At 67.5% G+C, this 18,800-nt stretch carries 15 protein-coding genes and 2 pseudogenes; 7 read left to right on the plus strand and 10 right to left on the minus strand.

Features of this window, described 5'->3' with window-relative positions; translation table 11 throughout:
- Nucleotides 1–350, minus strand: a pseudogene (locus ACGFZ2_RS33675) (transposase); the annotation flags it as partial.
- 161 nt (nucleotides 351–511) lie between these two features.
- On the opposite strand from ACGFZ2_RS33675, the gene ACGFZ2_RS33680 reads away from it, so the two are divergent.
- On the plus strand, nucleotides 512–823 hold the full coding sequence (locus tag ACGFZ2_RS33680; protein ID WP_393460839.1) for a DUF4253 domain-containing protein: 312 nt from the start codon (nucleotides 512–514) through the stop codon (nucleotides 821–823).
- 262 nt (nucleotides 824–1,085) lie between these two features.
- The gene (locus tag ACGFZ2_RS33685) at nucleotides 1,086–1,760 is read left to right on the plus strand and encodes a cytidylate kinase family protein (RefSeq protein WP_393460842.1); all 675 of its coding nucleotides are present in this window, start codon (nucleotides 1,086–1,088) and stop codon (nucleotides 1,758–1,760) included.
- A 111-nt stretch (nucleotides 1,761–1,871) separates the two neighbouring features.
- Here ACGFZ2_RS33685 and ACGFZ2_RS33690 read toward each other — a convergent pair whose 3' ends face one another.
- From ACGFZ2_RS33690 to dnaE, 3 genes are all read right to left on the minus strand, one after another.
- On the minus strand, nucleotides 1,872–2,438 hold the full coding sequence (locus ACGFZ2_RS33690; protein WP_393460845.1) for a hypothetical protein: 567 nt from the start codon (nucleotides 2,436–2,438) through the stop codon (nucleotides 1,872–1,874).
- Between the two features lie 265 nt (nucleotides 2,439–2,703).
- Complete coding sequence (locus ACGFZ2_RS33695) at nucleotides 2,704–3,024, minus strand: DUF6300 family protein (RefSeq protein WP_393460848.1); 321 nt, start codon at nucleotides 3,022–3,024, stop codon at nucleotides 2,704–2,706.
- The gene (dnaE, locus tag ACGFZ2_RS33700) at nucleotides 3,021–6,566 is read right to left on the minus strand and encodes a DNA polymerase III subunit alpha (protein WP_393460887.1); all 3,546 of its coding nucleotides are present in this window, start codon (nucleotides 6,564–6,566) and stop codon (nucleotides 3,021–3,023) included. The genes ACGFZ2_RS33695 and dnaE overlap by 4 nt, the downstream gene beginning before the upstream one ends.
- Nucleotides 6,567–6,671: 105 nt before the next feature.
- On the opposite strand from dnaE, the gene ACGFZ2_RS33705 reads away from it, so the two are divergent.
- Nucleotides 6,672–7,643: a LysR family transcriptional regulator gene (locus ACGFZ2_RS33705; protein WP_393460851.1), complete on the plus strand. Its 972-nt coding sequence runs from the start codon at nucleotides 6,672–6,674 to the stop codon at nucleotides 7,641–7,643.
- 296 nt (nucleotides 7,644–7,939) lie between these two features.
- Here ACGFZ2_RS33705 and ACGFZ2_RS33710 read toward each other — a convergent pair whose 3' ends face one another.
- Entirely contained in the window at nucleotides 7,940–8,404 is a 465-nt protein-coding gene (locus ACGFZ2_RS33710; RefSeq protein WP_357464056.1) for a MarR family winged helix-turn-helix transcriptional regulator, read from the minus strand.
- A gap of 76 nt (nucleotides 8,405–8,480) precedes the next feature.
- Here ACGFZ2_RS33710 and wrbA point away from each other — a divergent pair, with 76 nt between their 5' ends.
- On the plus strand, nucleotides 8,481–9,161 hold the full coding sequence (gene wrbA, locus ACGFZ2_RS33715) for an NAD(P)H:quinone oxidoreductase (RefSeq protein ID WP_357464053.1): 681 nt from the start codon (nucleotides 8,481–8,483) through the stop codon (nucleotides 9,159–9,161).
- Nucleotides 9,162–9,186: 25 nt separating this feature from the next.
- Nucleotides 9,187–10,617, plus strand: a complete 1,431-nt coding sequence (locus tag ACGFZ2_RS33720; protein WP_393268229.1) for an MFS transporter — start codon at nucleotides 9,187–9,189, stop codon at nucleotides 10,615–10,617.
- A gap of 411 nt (nucleotides 10,618–11,028) precedes the next feature.
- On the opposite strand, the gene ACGFZ2_RS33725 is transcribed toward ACGFZ2_RS33720, so the two are convergent.
- Entirely contained in the window at nucleotides 11,029–12,558 is a 1,530-nt protein-coding gene (locus tag ACGFZ2_RS33725) for an RtcB family protein (protein ID WP_393460854.1), read from the minus strand.
- 1,024 nt (nucleotides 12,559–13,582) lie between these two features.
- Here ACGFZ2_RS33725 and ACGFZ2_RS33730 point away from each other — a divergent pair.
- Both ACGFZ2_RS33730 and ACGFZ2_RS33735 read left to right on the plus strand, forming a co-directional pair.
- Nucleotides 13,583–14,335, plus strand: coding sequence for a GNAT family N-acetyltransferase (locus ACGFZ2_RS33730; protein ID WP_393268309.1), 753 nt, complete (start codon nucleotides 13,583–13,585; stop codon nucleotides 14,333–14,335).
- A gap of 202 nt (nucleotides 14,336–14,537) precedes the next feature.
- Complete coding sequence (locus ACGFZ2_RS33735) at nucleotides 14,538–14,954, plus strand: hypothetical protein (protein ID WP_393460857.1); 417 nt, start codon at nucleotides 14,538–14,540, stop codon at nucleotides 14,952–14,954.
- Between the two features lie 235 nt (nucleotides 14,955–15,189).
- On the opposite strand, the gene ACGFZ2_RS33740 is transcribed toward ACGFZ2_RS33735, so the two are convergent.
- The 4 genes and pseudogenes from ACGFZ2_RS33740 to ACGFZ2_RS33755 all read right to left on the minus strand — a co-directional run bounded on the left by ACGFZ2_RS33740 (nucleotide 15,190) and on the right by ACGFZ2_RS33755 (nucleotide 18,746).
- Complete coding sequence (locus ACGFZ2_RS33740) at nucleotides 15,190–15,801, minus strand: alpha/beta fold hydrolase (RefSeq protein ID WP_393460860.1); 612 nt, start codon at nucleotides 15,799–15,801, stop codon at nucleotides 15,190–15,192.
- Nucleotides 15,802–16,180: 379 nt separating this feature from the next.
- Nucleotides 16,181–16,648 carry a peptide-methionine (S)-S-oxide reductase MsrA gene (msrA, locus tag ACGFZ2_RS33745; protein ID WP_393460890.1) on the minus strand — a complete coding sequence of 156 codons (468 nt, stop codon included), beginning with the start codon at nucleotides 16,646–16,648 and terminating at the stop codon, nucleotides 16,181–16,183.
- Between the two features lie 47 nt (nucleotides 16,649–16,695).
- Nucleotides 16,696–17,160 carry a peptide-methionine (R)-S-oxide reductase MsrB gene (gene msrB / locus ACGFZ2_RS33750; RefSeq protein WP_393268218.1) on the minus strand — a complete coding sequence of 155 codons (465 nt, stop codon included), beginning with the start codon at nucleotides 17,158–17,160 and terminating at the stop codon, nucleotides 16,696–16,698.
- 235 nt (nucleotides 17,161–17,395) lie between these two features.
- Nucleotides 17,396–18,746 (minus strand): annotated as a pseudogene (locus tag ACGFZ2_RS33755) (IS1380 family transposase).
- Nucleotides 18,747–18,800 lie beyond the last annotated feature (54 nt).

Consider the following 18,800-nt stretch of genomic DNA (forward strand, 5'->3'; position numbering starts at 1 on the left):
TGTTCTCGACCCGTCCGGCGGTGCCGGTGTACTGCCGCTGCACCCGACCGAGCACACACCCCTTTCTTGAGAAAGCCGGTCTCGTCGGTGACCAGCACCCCGTCGGGGTGGCCGAGCTGTTCGATCAGCCAGTCACGTACGTCATCGCGGACGGCGTCGGCGTCCCACACCGCCGTCCGCAGCAGCCGCTGCATCGCCTGCGGATCATCGTGACCAGCCCGCTCAGCGAGGGACCAGCAGGTCTTGCGTTCCACGCCCGACAGCAGCCCTTCCACGAACTGCGCCACCGTCGCACGCGGTTCCGGCCGCACGAACCGGTCAGCGACACGCGCCACCGCCTCGTCCAGGATGACCCGCCACCCGGCGGGGTCTACGCTGTGGCACGCGGCCACCGCACGATCTTCGGTTGTCCTCACAAACCATCGATGATCAACGCGGTGGCCGCCTTCACGCCCGCGCCACGCCCAACGCCGAAGCGAAGTGACGTTGGAGTACTAACAGCGTCCTGCTCATGCTGCTTCCCACCAGCGACGTCCGCAGCTCGGGGTACTGGGTGGACTTCTACGGTGTGCACACCCGGCAGCACCAGCAGACGCTTGCCGAGGTGCTGGCGCAGTGGCATCACCGGTGGGACGCCCGCCTGGTCGCGTCGTGGGGCACCATGCTGCAGTTCCAGGTGGGTCGTCGCCCGGCACCAGGTGACGAGGCATGGACCGCGGCCGGCCAGCTCAAGGCGCTCGCCCCGAACCTCGACCTGAGCCGGTGGGAGGTCGCCGTGGCCTTGCCCGCCGGTGACGCGTGGTTCGTGCACAATCGACCCTGACAACTCGGACGCAGAGCCTCCGCCAAGGTCTGTCGCATTGCCTAGCGCTCGGTCGGCGGCAGATGAGGATGTCGTCCGGACCGCGTCCTGCTGCCCTTTGAACCGTGTATGCCGGTCGACGCGAGACCGCTGATAATTGTTCGGTCATGGCTGAGGATCAACTGAGCGCGGTTCGGCGCAGACTTCCAGAAGGAACGCGAGTCCAGGAAACGGTCATCGGGTTCCCGCGGGTGTCGGCCGAGCGGGCAGGACGGGGCAGGATATGGACCAAGGCACCCGCGACGAGTTGCTCGGCCGCCTGGTTGAGGCAGTCGGGTCCGTCACAGTCGCACACCCGACGCGGGTTGCCATCGACGGACCACCCGCCGCAGGCAAGACCACGCTCGCCGACGAGCTGGCCGTCGTCTTGCGCACACAGGGCCGTGACATCATCCGCGCGACGATCGACGATTTCCTCTTCCCTCGGGCACAGCGCTATCCTCGCGGCGAGTACTCGGCCGAAGGCTGCTACTTCGACACCCACGACTACGACGCGCTAAACTGGGTTCTGCTCGATCCGCTCGGCCCGGGCGGAAATCGGCGCTTCCAACACGCGGTCTACGACCGCACAGCGGATACTGCGCTGTCTCCGCCGGTCACGACTGCCCCCGCCGACGCCGTGCTGGTCTTCGACGGCGTCTTCCTCATGCGCCCGGAACTGATTGATCGGTGGGACCTGCGCATCTTCGTGTCGACCGCGCTCGAGAAGACCGTGGACCGTGCCGTGATCCGAGAGCGCCGGGTGTCATCTCGGGCCGAAGTCGAACGGCGCTGGCGCGAGCGTTACATCCCCTCCCAACAGTTCTACTTCGCTACGGTCCGCCCGACCGATCACGTCGACATCGTCGTGCACAACGACGAGCCCCAGCAGCCGGTCTGGGAGACCCAAACACACTGACCGCACTCAATTCGGCACGTCCGGACGCCAGCAACCGGCGCCGGCGCCACCTTCGGTGACGAGTTCGCGGCAGACGGGCGCGCGGGTCTGGCAGGGGGCGTCGGAGCTGCCTCACCAGTGGCTGGCAACGATGCCGGTACGACCGCCAAGAGCGGCGCGGATGTCTGTGGTAAAGGCAGGTGATAGTGGTGGCCAGTTGTGGAACGTCACGGCGGGAGCGCCGATGAGTACGCTGAACTGACCGGTCCAGTCACCCACCAGTCCGCTCCAGCCGCACCGGTCGCAAGTGAACAGCGGCTCGCGGCCAGCGGTCATCCACTCCTCCAACCAATCGCCGTAGCAGTGGGTGTAGGTCGTCGGTGCGCCAGCTGCGCAACGTGGACATCGCGGTGCCTCATCGTTTTCTACGGGATGGTAGGCGTGGCGCTCGTCAGGGATGTCGACGCCGTTGTTAGCCGTGTCGAGGAAGGCGTCGAACCAGTCGACCGGCTCGACGGCCGCGATACGCGCGGCTGGACCCGGCTTCCACTCGCTTGGCTGCCACAACGCATCACGACGGTCGTTCAGGCGAATCACTCCGCGAGCAAGCAAGAGCTCCTGCACGCCGACGACGATCTCCTCGCACTCCGCCGACAACACGCTGTCCAGCCGGACCACAGTCACGCTGTGCTCACTCACCGTTGGTCTTCTCCTGCCCCGTCGGCGCATGTCTCCACGGGAGTATCACTCAGCAGATCTTCTGGTCACCTCGGCTAAGTACCGGCATGAACCTGAACCTCGTGTGCATCGGCGTCGCTACCTTGTTGCTTCACGTGGCGCACGGCTCTCGGCAGATCCGGTCGTCTCCGACGCGCTGTCGGCGGCATGAGAGTGCACTCCACGGCTAGCCAGTTGTTGGGATCGCCCGGGTCACGGATCCAGAAGGCGCTACCGAGGCGATTGGTCACAGCTCGCCGCGATACCAGGCGTCGACTTCGGCTTTGAGTGCATTCTCGTCCGGTATTGCCGGTCGGGCCTGACCGATCCAGCGGAGCAGATCCCGCGCGAGCTGAGCCACGTCTTCCGGCTGCGCGGTTCTCTGAACGGTGAAGTGTGTGACTATCGGTCCGGTGAGGGGATCGTCCGCATCGCAGCGTGCGCAGAGGACGTACTTGCTGACGACCGGGACCTGGTTTCCGGATGTGTTCGTCCAGGTGTGGGGGAGGTGCAGGACGGCGAGGACGTTATCGGTGCCGCATCGGTGGCACGGCCAGTCGTGGGTCATGGACGACCGATCGCGTCCGCGCTGAGCAGCGCCTTGATGTCACCGTAGAAGGCTGGCCCTGGAGTGACCTGGAAGCGCTTGAGGTTCAACAGCATGCTTTTGGCGCTGTGTCGGTGAAGGCGTAGGTGCACGGGGGTCCGGCCGGAATGGGCGGCCAGGATGTGTTTGAGTTCTCGGATGAGCTGCGGGTTTACTCGAGTTGCGTGGATAGAGATGACCAGGGGCGGTTCGGTGTCCGCCTGGGAAACGTTGAGGAGGGTGACCTCTTCGCCGTAGATGCTCGTCGTTTCGTCGCGTACGTTGATCCGGCCTCGGACGGAGATGACGCGGTCCTGGGCTAGTGCGTCGCCGTACTGGGTGTAGGTCTTGGGGAAGATCAGGCACTCCACGGCCGCGTCGTGGTCTTCGAGGGTGATGATCGCCCACGGGTTGCCCTGCTTGGTGACCTTGCGTTGCAGGCCGGAGATGATGCCGCTGACCCGGGTCGCCCGGTCCGGCCGCCCGGTGCTGAGCAGGTCGGCGATGGTGGTGTCGCGGTTGGCGTCCAGTACGTGTTCGGCGCCGTCGAGCGGGTGGCTGGAGACGTACAGGCCGAGCATCTCGCGTTCGAAGGCGAGGAGGGCGGCCTTGTCCCACTCTCCCTGCGGGATCGCGATCGAGAAGGCGCCGCTCTGGCCCGGCTCGCCGAACAGCGAGTCTTGGCCGTGGGCCTCGTTGCGCTTGACCTCGATGATCGCGTCGACGGCCTGCTCGTGCATGGCGACCAGGGCTTTGCGGTGGTGCCCCAGGCCGTCGAACGCGCCGGCCTTGGCCAGTGATTCGATGACGCGCTTGTTGCAGACGATGGCTGGGACCTTGGCGAGGAAGTCGTTGAAATCCGTGTAGGGGCCTTCGGTCTCTCGAGTGGTGACGATGGCGTCCACGACGCCGGCTCCGACGTTGCGTATGGCGCCCAGGCCGAAGCGGATGTCGGAGCCCACGGCGGTGAAGTCCAGTTGGCTGGCGTTGACGTCGGGCGGCAGCACGTTGATAGCCAGCCGTCGGCAGTCCGACAGGTAGACGGCCATCTTGTCCTTGTCGTCGCGGACCGAGGTGAGTAGCGCGGCGAGGTACTCCTGGGGGTGGTTGGCCTTGAGGTACGCGGTCCAGTAGGAGACCAGGCCGTACCCCGCGGTGTGCGACTTGTTGAACCCGTAGCCGCTGAACGGGACCAGCACGTCCCAGACCGCCTTGATCGCCTCGTCGGAATAGCTGCGCGTGCGCATCCCGGCCGAGAAGCGGTCCCATTCGGCGTCCAGGACCTCCTTCTTCTTCTTGCCCATCGCGCGACGTAGCAGGTCGGCGGCGCCCAGGGAGTACCCGGCGAGCTGCTGCGCGATGGCCATGACCTGCTCCTGGAAGACGACCAGGTGGTAGGTGTCACCGAGGATGGGCTCGAGCACCTCCTTGAGTTCCGGGTGGATCGGCTCGACCGACTGCTTGCCGGTCTTGCGCAGGGCGTAGTTAGTGTGGGCGTTCATCTCCATCGGGCCGGGCCGGTACAGCGCGTTCACCGCGGCGATGTCCGTGAACGTGGTGGGCTGCATGAGCTTCAGCAGGACCCGCATACCGCCGCTGTCCAACTGGAAGACCCCGAGCGTGTCACCGCGCGCCAGCAGCTCATAGGTCTCGGCGTCGTCCAGCGGGGCGTCGAGGATGTCGATGTCGATGCCCTTGTTGGCGCGGATGTTAGCGATCGCGTCGCCGATGACGGTGAGGTTTCGCAGGCCGAGGAAGTCCATCTTCAACAGGCCCATGTCTTCAGCTTGAGTGAAGGGGAAGCCGGTGATGACCGGGCCGCCGGCCTTCGGTTTGACCAGCGGGATCACGTCGATCAGGGGCTGGCTGGAGAGGATCACGCCGGCGGCGTGGATGCCGGTGCCCCGAGTGAGTCCCTCCAGGCCAACCGCGGTGTCGATCACCCGTTTGACGTCCGGGTCCTGCTCGTACATCTGGCGCAGCTCGGCCGCCTCGCCGTGGCGGGGATGCCCGGTGTCGTGGATGGCGGCCAGCGGAATCTCCTTGCCGCCATCCGCCGCGGGAAAGGCCTTGGTGATGCGGTCCCCCAAGGCGTACGGCAGACCTAACACCCGGGACGCGTCCTTGACGGCGGCCTTCGCCTTGATGGTATTGAAGGTCACGATCTGGCAGACCCGGTCCTCGCCGTACTTGCGGGTGACGTAGTCGATCATCTCGTCGCGCCGCCGGTCGTCGAAGTCGAGATCGACGTCGGGCATGGTGACACGCTCGGGGTTGAGGAAGCGTTCGAAGATCAGCTTGTGTTCGATCGGGTCGAGCTGGGTGATTCCGGTGCAGTAGGCGACGATCGACCCGGTGGCCGAGCCGCGGCCGGGGCCCAGGCCGATGCCGTGCTCGCGGGCGTACCGGCAGATGTCGGCGACCACCAGGAAGTAGCCGGGAAAGCCCATGGCGTCGATGACCGACAGCTCGTAGTCGATGCGGTCCAGCACCTCCCGCGGCGGGTGCTCGCCGTAACGCCGGCGCGCCCCCTGCAGGGTCTCCTTGCGCAGCCAGCTGGACTCGCTCTCGCCCTCTGGGACGGGAAAGCGAGGGGTCAGGTCCCGGCTGGCGAACACCTCTCCGTAGTCGCCGATTCGCTCGGCGATCAGCAGCGTGTTGTCGCAGGCGCCGGGTACCTCGCCGTCCCACAGCGCGCGCATCTCTTCGGCGGACTTGAGGTAGTAGCCGCTACCGCTGAACCGGAAACGGTCGGCGTCTGCGAGCCGTTTGCCGGTGCCGACGCACAGCAGCGCGTCGTGCGCCTGGGCCTGGCTTTCAATGACGTAGTGCGAGTCGTTGGTGGCCAACGGTGGCAGGTCGAGTTGCTGGCCGAGCTTGAGCAGCTCTTCGCGTACCCGGCGCTCGATGGGGAGGCCGTGGTCCATCAACTCCAGGAAGTAGTTGTCCTTGCCGAAGATGTCACGGTACCGCGCGGCGGCCTTGACGGCCTGGTCGTACTGGCCGAGGCGCAGCCTGGTCTGCACCTCACCGGACGGGCAGCCGGTGGTGGCGATGATGCCCCGGCCGTGCTCGGCGAGCAGGTCGTGGTCCATGCGCGGGTACTTCTGGACGTGGCCTTCCAACCAGGCCCGGGACTGGAGGCGGAACAGGTTGCGCAAGCCCTGAGCATCAGCCGCCCACATCGTCATGTGCGTATACAGGCCCCGCCCGGACACGTCGCCGCCCTCGCCGGTCTCTTCGTCGGACCGGCGCAATGCGAGGTTGTCGCTGTAGTACACGGGCTGCCGATGATGCCGCGAGGTGGGCGCGACGTATGCCTCGATGCCGATGATCGGTTTGATCCCCGCCTTGCGGGCCGTCTGATAGAACTCGTACGCCCCGTGCACGTTGCCGTGGTCACTCATCGCCACGGCCGGCATCCCCCGCCGGGACACCTCCTCCATCAGCAGACCCACCTTGGCAGCCCCGTCGAGCATGCTGTATTCCGTGTGCACGTGGAGATGCACGAAGGACCCCACCAGCGACCACACCTCCTGGTTGTAGGATTCGCTGCGCCCGAGTATTCGACCGGAGAGCAGGCGCGATTGTCCAACAGCCAACACACCGACAACTCACAACCTGTGGTTGTGGACAAGGTTGCCGCGGATCTTGATGTCGGCGCGGTCCGCGCCTTCGTCGCGGTCACCGAAAACCGGTACTTCAGCGAGGCCGCCGCCGGGCTGAGCATCAGCCAGCAGGCCGTCTCCAAGCGCATCGCCATGCTGGAAAAGGACCTCGGCGTGGCGCTGTTCAACCGCACTGCTCGAGGCGCCCAGCTCACCGTCGACGGGCAGGCGTTCCTTCCGCACGCCCGCGAGCTTCTCCGAGTAGAAGCACGTGCCGTTGCCTCTGTGCGTCCCGGACGCCGCGCGCTGCGCGTCGACGTGCTCAATCCGCGGATCGGACCCGCAGCGCTCCTGCGCGACTTCCACCAGGCGCACCCTGACACCGAGCTCGATGTCGTGACTCTCGTGGACTCCGACGTCGACGCAGCTATCGCCGCCATCAGATCCGGAGCAATCGACGCCTCATTCCGGGCTGTCACCGCACCCGAACAGCAACTCCGGGAAGGCGTCACGGCAGCGCGAGTCTTGGACGATCCCCACCAACTGCTTACCGGACCGACCCACCAACTCGCCGCCGCCCGCGCGGTCACGCCCGCCGACCTCGCCGGACACCGAATCTGGATACCCGGCATCGTCCCCGGAACCGAGTGGGCTGCCTACTACGACGATCTCGCTGCCACGTTCGGGCTCACCATCGAGCGAGTCGGCCCCAACTTCGGCACCGACCACCTCTTGGACGTGCTGGCGGACTCCTCGACCCTGGCCAGCCTCGTCGGTGAGCAGACCCGCCTGCTCTGGCCAGCCCACTACGACCTACGGCGCATCCCAGTCCGCGAACCGACACCTGTCTACCCGCACTCGCTGATCTGGCACCGCAACAATCCACACCCTGGACTTGCCGCACTCCGCAACTACATCCGCTCCATACAGCGCCAGCACGATGACGCAGGGACTTGGGCACCGAAATGGGCAATGCCGCATGCCTCGCCGTGAGAACTACGGCCGCATCAACCAGCCCAGACACGCAAGCCGGTGCGACAGCGAAGAACGCCAGCGCGACATCGAATATCGCCTTGGCAACCCAAAGCTGATAGGGGCGGCAACGCCGCGGCGACGGCCACCACTTGGACCGGGCCGAGGCGTTGGGATTCACTCTCATCGGCATGTCCGCACGCCGAGCCGCCGGTACGGGCTGTCGCGCCCCGTAGTGATCGGATCGCGGCTACCGGATGCCGCTGGTGCGCTGGTAGACGGGGCAGCGGAATCGCCCAACCTCCCGGATCAAACAGCTAGACCGTGCCGGCGGCCGTGTGGGTGACCGGGCGCCTGGTGTCCACGTTGCCGGTCATGGTGTTGAGGATGCCGGGTAGGTCTGCCACCGTTTCGGCGGGCAGGCCGGTTACCGTTTCCTCCGCCAGAGCGCACCACAGGTGCTTGACCTTGTCGGCCAAAGCTTTGCCGCTGTCAGTGAGTTCGACGATGCTGGCGCGCTTGTCGGAGGGGGCGGGTCTGCGGCGGATGTGACCGGCGGCTTCGAGCTTGCGGGTCATGAGCGTGACGCTGGGCGGCTCGCAGCCGAGGGCCTCGCTGAGCTGGGCCTGGATTCTCGGGCCGGTCCGGTCGAGTTCGAGCAGGAGTGCCTCCTGGCCGGGGTGCAGGCCGAGCGGAGCCAGCAACGCCGCGGCCCTGGCTCTGTGGCGCAGGCTCAGCAGGCGGATGGCCTGGTTGATGGCGTCGGCGCGTTCGAAGTCCACGGGCTCTCCTTGACAGGAAATTAGTTACGCGCATAACGTTATGCGCGTAACTAATTCTACATCGTGGGAGCCGGATATGACCGTGAAGGTCGCCGTCATCTACTACAGCGCGACGGGCACCGTCCACGCACTCGCGCAGGCCGTCGCCGAGGGCGCCGCCTCGGCCGGGACCGAGGTGCGGCTGCGGCGAGTCGCCGAGCTGGCACCCGACAGCGCGATAGACCAGAACCCGCTGTGGCGGCAGCACGCCGATGCCGCCACGTCGATCGCCCAGGCCTCGGTTGAGGACCTGGCGTGGGCCGATGCGTTCGCGTTCGGGACGCCGACCCGGTTCGGCGCGCCAGCCGCACAGCTCAAGCAGTTCATCGACCAGACCGGCGGGCTGTGGCGGGAAGGCAGGCTGGCCGACAAGCCAGTGACAGCCTTCACCTCGGCGTTCAACCGGCACGGCGGCAGCGAGGCCACGATTTTGTCGCTGAGCAACGTGTTTTACCACTGGGGGGCGCTGATCGTTCCGCCCGGATTCACCGATCCGGTCGTGTCCGCCGCCGGCGGCAACCCATACGGCACGTCGTCTGTGACCGGCCCGACCGGAGACGGCCCCGATGCCGCGGCGCTGGAAGCGGCCAGGTACCAGGGACGGCGGTTGGCCCAGATCACGATCCAGATGCTAGGGGACCACGTGGTCGCCGACGCCGCCGCGGGCAACGTGAACAGCCACGGAGCCCTGGCCGAGGCAGCCTCCCGGACCGCGTGAGCGGCGGGTTAGTCGGGAGGAAGTCATGACAACAAGCACCAGCACCGCAACTCAGCGGACCAGGCCGCACACCGGATCCACCTGGTTGCTTCTGGCGCTGGCGTGTGCCTGCCAGTTCATGGTGATCCTGGACGCGTCCATCGTTAACGTCGCCCTGCCTTCGGTCCGCGAGGATCTCGGCTTCACACCCACCGGCCTGGCCTGGGTGGTGAACGGCTACCTGCTTACCTTCGCCGGCTTCATGCTCCTGGGTGGCCGCGCCGCTGACCTGTTCGGCCCGCGCCGGATGCTGGTGGCCGGGCTGCTCTTGTTCTCCGCATCGAGTCTGGTCGGCGGCCTGGCAACCGCTGCGGAGGTCCTGGTGGCGGCCCGCGTCGCGCAGGGCGTGGGAGCCGCGATGATGGCCCCGGCGACGCTGGCCGTGATCAACACCTACTTCACCGAGCCGCAGGCGCGGGCCCGGGCGTTTGGCGCATGGTCCGCCTCAGGCGGTGTGGGCGGGATGGCCGGCGCGCTCGCCGGCGGTGCCATCACCACTGGCCTGTCGTGGCGGTGGATCTTCCTCATCAACGTGCCGATCGGCGCGGTGCTGATCGCAGTGGCCATGATGTCGCTGGCCGGCACACGAACCGGCCGACGGGAATCGCTCGACCTTGCTGGCGCGGTCACGGGGACGGCGGGGCTGGCCGCGCTGGTCTACGGGGTCATGCAGAGCACCGATCATGGCTGGACGTCCGTGCAGGTCGTCGGGCCAGCCGTGGCGGGCCTGCTCCTGCTCGTCGTCTTCACCGTGCTGGAGGCGCGTTTCGCCGCCCAGCCGATGATGCCCCTGCGGCTGTTCAGCATCCGGGGGGTGGCCGTCAGCAACAGCATGCTGCTGCTGTTCGGCGGAATCGCCATCGCGATGTGGTATTTCACGTCGCTACTCCTGCAGAACGTACTCGGCTACAGCGCGCTTCAAGCCGGCCTCGGGCAGACACCCGCGGCGGTGACGTTCGTGGTGATCGCGCGATGGGCCGCCGCCCTGCTGCCACGAGCCGGTGCGCGCCCCCTGGTGCTGGCTGGCTGCGCCTGTTTCCTGGCCGGTTTCGGCTGGCTCGCCCAGGCCCTAGCCGACAGCGGCTACCTCACCAGTGTGCTCGGGCCTACGCTGCTCATCGCGGTCGGCATCGGGCTGACCTTCCCCACCCTCATGGCCGCAGCGACCGCCGACGTTCCCGAGGGCGACGCGGGGATCATCGGCGGCCTAGCCAACACCGCAAGTCAGGTAGGCGGGTCGGTAGGCCTAGCGGTGCTCGCGACGGCCGCCAGCGCCAGAACCGCGACGGAGGGCGGCGGGAATTCCCCGACCGCCGCCCTCGCCGCCGGCTACGGCCTGGTCTTCCTCATGGCGGCCGGGCTCGGCCTGGCGATCGCGGTCATCAGCCTGCTGCTGCCGCGCCGCAGGCGCGGCTGACCACCGGCGACGCCGCGTGCTCACTCGCCGCACCTCTGTGTCCGTCCGCAGGGGTGCGGCGAGCGACCTCACCTGGCGGCGTATTTGAACCGTCCTGTGGGTTTAGTTTCCGATCGCCGCACGCACACTACTTTCGGCAGATCCGGACGCCGTCAGGAGCAGTCCGTCGTCACCCAAAAGTGATTTATTGAGTCTTTCGCATACCGCCGTCGTCTGGCTCAGGAGCTGCTACGCCGCCGGCGGCCATAACACCTGACCTGGCCCCCCGCGCTTGCTCGCCTTCACCTCGGCGAGGTGGAGGCGAGCAAGCCCCAGCGGGGACCACCGCCACGTCAGCGCTCCGGGGCGACGGCAGCCCGCACGGTGAGGGGCTGTCCGGCTGACCCCAGCCGGGTCAAAGGCGGGGCCTGGTTAGCCCTTCACGGTCAGGATCGGCTGAAGTTCGGCGACGGGTCGGGCGACGTCAGCTCGTTGGAGGCTGTTGACGACCGGGCCGACGTCCTTGTAGGCCCACGGCGCTTCCTGCTTGAGGTCGCGGCGCCAGGCGTCGATGATGTCCCGGCGGGCGGCCACGGCCGGGTCGTGGTGGTTGAGCGGGGTGACGACCCGGAACTCGCGGAGGAAGGCGTCCAGTTCGGCGTCGCCGCCGCGGGCCGCCGCGCCGCGGGGAATCCGACGGCCAGCGCCGTGGCAGGCGCTACCCAGCGCGCGGGTTTCGCCGAGCCCGCGGAGCAGGTAGCTGGGTGCGCCCATGGAGCCGGGCACAATTACCGGCTCGCCCCACAGTTCTGGGCCGCGGTGCGGATGGTCGATGATCCCGCCCGCCGGGGTGGCGCCCTTGCGGTGCAAGACAGTGCCGTCGTCTCCGGGCCAGAGCAGGTTGTGCGGCGCATCGTAGATCAGCCGGGAGCCGATCTCGCCGACCACGTCGGCAAGGCCAGCACGCAGCATCAACGCCAGGAAGAACCGGTTGCCGATGGCGAAGTTCGCCGCGTTCGCGAACGCGGTCAGGTACCGCTCCCGCCGCGGCGCGCCGGCTTCGTCAAGCAGCATCGGCAGAATCCGGTTGCGCGGCATCGGTACGCCGCGCGGCCAGGCGGCGCTGGCCTGGTCCTGGCCGGTGGCGTTGGCCTGGTGCCCCAGCGACAGCGAGCCGCTGTGCACCATCAGCACCACCCGGCCTGGTACCAGGCCCCAGGCGTGCGCGGCCGCGCCATCGTGGATGACCGACACGTATTGCAGTTCGGCGAAGTGGTTGCCGCCGCCGACACTGCCGATGATGCTGTCGTAGCTCGTCCCGCCACCGCTGGTGATCCAGTCACGGAACCCGGACGCGGACGCGACCGGGAACCCGGACGCGTGCAGCCGACCGCTGAGATCAGTCGTATCGTCCGGGCGGACCTGTCGCCACGCGCCGTCGGCGTCGGTCGGGACACCACTGTCGAGCAACCCAGGCAGCCCGTCGCGGAGCAGTCCTTCGCGTTGCGTCGCGGTCAGGCCGATGCGGCGCCCGCCTTCGAAGAACAGGTGACGCAGTCTCCGCTCGAGTGTGTCCAGGTGTGGGCGCAGGCGGTCGACGGTGACCTCGGTGACCTCGACCCGCATCCCGCAGTTGATGTCGTTGCCGACCGCCTGCGGGATGAGCGCGCCGACCGTGTGCAGCACGGTGCCGATCGGGATGCCGGCGCCCTTGTGGAAATCCGGGGTGCACACCACCCGGTCGATGCGGGGTTCCACGTCGAGGCCGGGCGTGGCCTTGGCCAACTCCGACAACGTATTGGCGGTGTCCAGCACAGTGAGCAGTTCGTCGATCGCTGCGGATTCCAGCGGCACCTCGGGACCGGCGCAGATCTCCACCGGAACATTCGCGGGGTTGGGCAGGGTGAGCCAGGAGTCGTCGGTGCGGACCAGACGGGGGTCTGGCCGCTGCGGAACGGGCATAAGGGACCTTTCGAATGCTGCCGAAGATAGGGACGGGACACCGCCACGCGATCATGGCCACGTGGGGATCCGGGTCGAGCCCGGACCGTGTCCGCTTGTGCGCCTGACGGTTCAGCAGCCGCGAGGTCGCAATCAGCATAGGCCGCAGAGGGCGCGACCCGCGAACCCATTTCGTCGGCGCTTGGGGCACGCCGCGCAGGGAACAGCGCCCCAGCACCCGTGAAGGGCGAATCGGCAGACGACGCAGAATGGCCACCGCTTGCTCGACGAGACCGGACAGCCGCCGATCCCACCTAATCCGACCGAGCTGTCACGCTCGGTAACCCATGAGGGCTCCCTCGTCGAGCACTCGCCACGATCGAATACGCGCGTCTACCGGTTCTGTCGCGGGCCATTCCGGTTCCCCGTCCACCACGAACCCAGGGCGTTACCACCCAGACGGCGACGACCACCTGGCCCACCAGCGTGCCCTCTGTCGACGTACGGGTTCCGCTACAGCGTCAGGTACGCATTGGTGCACAAGGATCCGCCCGACCCGAGAAGCCGCGTGCCACTGGCCATCGGCCCACCAGCCTCCGTGCCGCCGCCTACGCTCAGTCACCGGCACGTAGTCGGCCGACGCCCGGATCGCGGCAATTGAGGATGTTGGCGTCATCCGCCCGCAATGGGGCGGCGGGAGCATCGAGTTGGCCGAGCCTGAACCGTGGTGAAGACATTCTGCGACGGCGTCAGGTAACGGCATCCGATCGGCAGGCCCGTACGCCAGCCGGCAGATGTGGATGCGGATGCGGCAGTGGTCAAGGGTTGACAAGCTCAAGCCAACTGCGGCAGCCTTGCAGCCGACCACGCGATCGGCGTGGGCACTCTGCATGAGGGAATGACGCCTGTGATCCGGGTAGGCCGAGCGGCCGCCTGAGTGTCGACCACGCGACGGATGACCGTCGCGCGGCTCTATCACGGTTGAGCGGTCCAACGCTTCTTCCGCCCACCGCAGCTTCTCATGCATCGAGGTTTTACGTTGATCATGGATGTCCGCATCCAGCAGTCCGTCGTCGCCAACCTGTCCAACCGACCCGCGCCCGTAGAGGTGGGGCCGTTCGTGATTGGGATGGATCCGACAACGACCAGTCCCAGCATCAACTACGCGACGCCGCGTCCCGGTACTGCCATCACCGCGGCCGACGTCACCGCCCTGGTCGCAGCCTTCCGCGCGGCTGATCGCAAACCCCGCCTGGAGTACGTCACCAGTTGCGCCCCCGGCCTGGAGGCACTTCTGACCGCCACCGGCTTCATCGTGGAAGCCCGGCACACCTACCTGCTCTGCGTGCCCGGCACATTGAAGACACCACCCACGCTCGACCACCTCGATCTACACGAACCAGGCACCAACTCTCAGCGCGCCGCGCTGATCAGCGCGCAGAACGAAGCCTTCGGCGGCGACCCGGTGGCCTCCGAGGCTGACGTAGCTCGGCTCCGGCGCCAGCAGGGCGCCGGCGGCGTGGCCGTCATGGCCGTCACCGACGACGGCACCTGTGCGGGAGGTGGCGGGGCGGCCCCGCCCACCGGCGCGGTAAGCGAGGTCGCCGGCATCGCCGTTCGCACGCCCTACCGCCGCCAGGGACTGGCGGGCGCGATCACCGCCGAAATAACCCGGCGGATGTTCACCACAGGCGCGGAAATCGCCTGGCTGGAGGCCTCCGGCGAGGATTCGTGGCGGGTATATGAGCGCGTCGGCTACCGACCCGCCGGTCAACGGCTCTACGTCGCCTTGAACTGAGGTCCGACAGAACCCGGGCTGAGGTCCACCGACCAAGGCCCGGGCCACCTCTGCGGTTCACCACGGAACACCCGCTGGGATTCGACGTAGATAGCGCAATCTCGCGCTCGTCTCGGTGGAGTACGCCGAGGCGAGCGCGGGAAGGATCATTCTGGAGGGCCTCTGGTGAAACCAGGCACGACTGCCGGCGGTCCAACCTGACATGCGTGCAGTCGTCTCCCTCAGCTCTGTCCTGCTGGGCCTGTTCGTCGGCGCTCTCATGCTGCGTTTCGGCTGGGAGCTGCCGGTGCGAGCCTCCTGCTCAGGCGACGTGTGCACGTCGCAGTCGTGGGTCGACGTCGACTGGGACCGCGTCAACTGGGAACTGAAGCCGACCAGGATCGCCTGCTTCGAGGCCAACCCGGCCAACCACGATGTCCTGATCGGGCCCGGCGACGAATGCGTACGGTCCCGCGGCGACGTCATCGAACACCAGGCCACCTACGAAGAACTACGTGAAGAGATCCAGCAACGGCGCACCCGGGCACTTGCGTTCGCCGGCGCCGCGATCGCGCTGCCACCGATCCTCGTCGAGGTGTGGTGGCGGGTTCGCCGCAGGCCGGCACCGACGACACACTGACTCCATGCTCTCCCACCCTGATCGCGGCAAGCGAGTGCGCTTGATCTTGGCGTCGTCATGCTAGTCAAGGCCTGCTGCTGCCATACGGTATGGCGATGCAGAGGTTAGCGTTGTTCGATCTCGACAACACCCTCGTCCAGCGCGATCGGGCATTCGCCGCCTGGGCACAGGAGTTCACCGCAGAGCATGACCTTGACCCCAAGTGGGCCACCTGGCTGATCTTCGCCGACGCACATCACGACGGCCCGATGGACATGTTTTTCGACATCGTCCGCGACGACTGGTCGAGGATCCCCTTCGAGACCTTCGCCCCCTGCCGGTTGGCGCCGTAGAACATTTGCGCCAGGTCCTGGTAGAACTGCGATCGGTCCTTCATCAGGTTGGCGCGCATCTCGTCGAAGACGGCGATGGGTAGGCCCTCGGGGTTGTCCGGCGTCTGCACCATGATCGGCGGCACGGCGGAGATAAGGACGGCTTTGGCGACCCGTCTCGTCCCGTGGCGGCCGATGTAGCGCGCGACCTCACCACCGCCGGTCGAGATCAGTGTGACGTCGGTGAGGCCGAGCGCCTCGATGACCGCCGCGAGGTCGTCTGCGTAGCCGTTCATGTCGTTTCCGCCGGAGGCCTGGCTTGACCGGCCGTGACCACGGCGGTCGTGCGCGACGACCCGGAAACCGTTCTGCATGAGGAGAGCATCTGGCCGTCCCACGCGTCCGCGTTCAGCGGCCAGCCGTGGGAGAAAGTGACAACGGGGCCGGCACCCCAGTCCTTGTAATAGATCTCGGTGCCGTCCTTGGCGGTGATGTAGCTCATGCCGCTGTCCTTCCGATTCGTCCCCGTCGGGCATGCCGGCCGGACCGGCCGGTACCGCAGAACCGCCGAAGAGTTGCGAGAGAGGTACAGCAGCTCGCGCCCATGATGTCGGCTTTACCCGATTTTAGGCGGCAGTGCGTAAACCACGGGCCCGGATCGGGCGAACACGGGAAGGACTCCACGAGCCGCGTCAACCGACGCGCAGCGATGCACCCTACCTCGGCCTCTCGACCTGTCCGGGATCAGCGCGGACGTGCTGCACAGAGCTTGTAAGCGGGCAGTCAGGCCGTGTCACAAGATCCGGAACAGGTACGGAATGATCTAGGTCTCGCTCCCCGGTGACCAACCTGTTCTGCCTGGTAGATCCACCCGTCGGCAGCTTCCCGGCAGGGGCGTCTACACCTACCGGCGCGCTAACTCGCGTTCTCCTTGCGAGGGGGAAGCTTCCAGTTCGGCCGGACGTAATGGCACGTGTAACCCGCGGGATTTCGCTCCAGGTAGTCCTGGTGTTCCGGCTCGGCCTCCCAGAAGGGGCCAGCGGGGGTGACCTCGGTGACCACCTTGCCCGGCCACAGGCCGGAGGCGTCAACGTCGGCGATCGTCTCTTCGGCGACCTTTCGCTGCTGCTCGTCGCAATAGAAGATGGCCGACCGGTAGCTGGTTCCCACGTCGTTGCCCTGGCGATTCTTCGTTGTCGGGTCGTGGGCCTGGAAGAAGAACTCGAGAAGCTCTCGGTAGGACAATTTCGCGGGGTCGAAGACGACCTCGACCGCCTCGGCGTGGGATCCATGGTTCCGATACGTCGCGTTCGGCACGTCTCCGCCGGTGTATCCGACCCTGGTGTCGACCACGCCCGGGTGTTTCCGGATGAGGTCTTCCATGCCCCAGAAGCAGCCGCCGGCCAGGATCGCCTTCTCAGTCGTCTCGGTCACCGTCGCTCCCCGTCCGGGTGCTCGAAAATTCTGCGGTACTCGCCGTAGCCTTCACGCTCGAGGTCGTCGCGTGGGATGAACCGAAGCGCCGCCGAGTTCATGCAGTAACGAAGTCCGCCAGTTTCCGGGGGACCGTCGTCGAACACGTGGCCCACGTGGCTGTCCCCGTGCGCCGACCGGACCTCGGTGCCGAACATGCCGTGGCTCGACTCTCGGACCTCGACCACGTTCTCCGATTCGAGCGGCCTGGTGAAGGTCGGCCAGCCGGTGCCGCTGTCGTACTTATTCACGGATGCGAACAGAGGTTCACCGGACACGACGTCGACGTAGATCCCCGGCTCCTCGTTGTCCCAGTAGGCGTTGTCGAAGGCTGGCTCCGTCCCCGCTTCCTGAGTGACTCGGTATTGCTCCGGCGACAGCCGAGAAACTGCCTCGGGGCTCTTGCGGTACTCGTGTGACACCGTTCTTCCCCTCCACAGGTCGGCAAGAACGCTCAACGGGCCTGCACACGCCTCCCCGGTGCGTACCCCGCCTAACCTCGATGATTCGCGCCTGACGCCGGCTCCTTCGGCCCGTCACGTCTGATCGCTGCCTGCCGATGTGGCCTGGTTCCGGGCATGGTGGTGGGGCGTCTGTCGCGGCGGCGGGCGTGGTCTCCTGGGGTCCTCCGGGTTGTTGGGGCGGTGGCTGAGCGGGTCAGCCGGGAGCGGGGATGGCCGTGATCCGGTTGAACGCGGTGGTGATCTGTTCGGCCCCAGGGCCAGGTGGCGGGGATGCGTAGCCAGCGGCGGCGTTGGCCGTGCACGAGGCGGGCGGCGGTGTGCAGGATCCGGTAGCGCAGCCGTTTCGGTTCGGCCTTGGCCAGGTCGCCGTCGAGGCCGATGAGCTGCAACCAGGCGATGAGGTCGACGGCGATCGCGGTGGCGGTGCACCAGGCGGCGTTGATGGCGAACTCGCGGGAGGGTAGCCGGCGAAGGCCGGTGTCCTTGGCGCAGCGGATCCGGTCCTCGACGCGGGCGTGGGCCCGGTGCCGGGCCTCCAACCACTGCAAGGCTCCTACGGCGGTGTTGGCGACGAACGCGGTGTAGCGCCAGCCGTCGCGGTGCTCGAACAGGGTCAGTTGGGCGCCGGGGTGGGGGCGTTCCCGCCGGATGATGACCCGCATCCCGGGCTGGCCAGCCGGGTAGGTGCAGCAGGCCGGTCAGTTGGGCGACGGCGGCGCCGTCACGCACACCGCCGTCGGCGTCGATCGCCGGCGACCACGCCGAGGCGGGCAGGGCGGTGATGGCGGCGCGTTCGGGTCCGCCGATCGACCAGCCGAGGGAGTACTCGACTCGCCGGCCGCGTTTGTTGTCCTGCTCGTGGAGCCAGTCGAGCACGGCGTGGGTGGCTGCGGCGGAGTCGCCGCGGATGAGCAGGTGCCGGCGGTGCGGTGCGGGGACCTGCGCGATTGCTTGGGTGAGCACGTCGAGGTGATCGGCGGCGGTGTTGGCCCCGGCGTTGCCCGGCCGCAGCGTGATGGCCAGCAGGTGTTGTCGCAGGTCACCGGGATCGGATGGAACCCATAGCTGTGCTTGTAGGTGGCCGCGGCGCCTTCCTTGTCGCTGTGCGCGATCACGATCGTCGAGTCCACATCCAGCACGACGATCCCGGTGCCGATGTCCCGGCCGGCCGCTCGTGCCGCTGGTAGGCCGCCGAACAGTTGCCACATCCGGGCCCGCACCTTTGCCCTGGCCTTGGCGATGCGCCGCAGCTGCACCACGCCGATCTCGTCCAGGGCCCGCCACACCGTGGTGTCCGAGGCCACCGGCCCAAACACCTCCTGCTGGTGGCGCAGCACGTCGATGTCCGCGATCGCTTCCCCGCCGTCAGCGATCATCACCGCGAGGCCCACCAGCACCCGACCCCGATCATGCACCGGCCACCAGCCGGCCCGGGCCAGCCCCGCCGACAACCCTGCGGTCAACCCGGCCCGATCGGCCAGCAACCGCAACAGCGCCGCACCGACCTGCGAGACCACACCCGAACCGTCCGCGGTGACCCGCAGATCCCTCGACTACGCCGTAAGCTGCACCTCGGAAGTGCCGCCCCCAGAGAGAAA

Source organism: Micromonospora sp. NPDC048063, assembly GCF_043202855.1.
Classification (GTDB): domain Bacteria; phylum Actinomycetota; class Actinomycetes; order Mycobacteriales; family Micromonosporaceae; genus Micromonospora.

What these genes read in the sequence shown, in the direction of transcription:
- msrA (WP_393460890.1), bottom strand. Translation starts at nt 16,648, where the DNA reads ATGGAAGACCTCATCCGGAAACACCCGGGCGTGGTCGACACCAGGGTC.
- wrbA (WP_357464053.1), top strand. Translation starts at nt 8,481, where the DNA reads ATGACCGTGAAGGTCGCCGTCATCTACTACAGCGCGACGGGCACCGTC.
- ACGFZ2_RS33720 (WP_393268229.1), top strand. Translation starts at nt 9,187, where the DNA reads ATGACAACAAGCACCAGCACCGCAACTCAGCGGACCAGGCCGCACACC.
- ACGFZ2_RS33730 (WP_393268309.1), top strand. Translation starts at nt 13,583, where the DNA reads ATGGATGTCCGCATCCAGCAGTCCGTCGTCGCCAACCTGTCCAACCGA.
- ACGFZ2_RS33695 (WP_393460848.1), bottom strand. Translation starts at nt 3,024, where the DNA reads ATGACCCACGACTGGCCGTGCCACCGATGCGGCACCGATAACGTCCTC.
- ACGFZ2_RS33740 (WP_393460860.1), bottom strand. Translation starts at nt 15,801, where the DNA reads ATGCCCGACGGGGACGAATCGGAAGGACAGCGGCATGAGCTACATCAC.
- ACGFZ2_RS33685 (WP_393460842.1), top strand. Translation starts at nt 1,086, where the DNA reads ATGGACCAAGGCACCCGCGACGAGTTGCTCGGCCGCCTGGTTGAGGCA.
- ACGFZ2_RS33725 (WP_393460854.1), bottom strand. Translation starts at nt 12,558, where the DNA reads ATGCCCGTTCCGCAGCGGCCAGACCCCCGTCTGGTCCGCACCGACGAC.
- ACGFZ2_RS33680 (WP_393460839.1), top strand. Translation starts at nt 512, where the DNA reads ATGCTGCTTCCCACCAGCGACGTCCGCAGCTCGGGGTACTGGGTGGAC.
- ACGFZ2_RS33735 (WP_393460857.1), top strand. Translation starts at nt 14,538, where the DNA reads ATGCGTGCAGTCGTCTCCCTCAGCTCTGTCCTGCTGGGCCTGTTCGTC.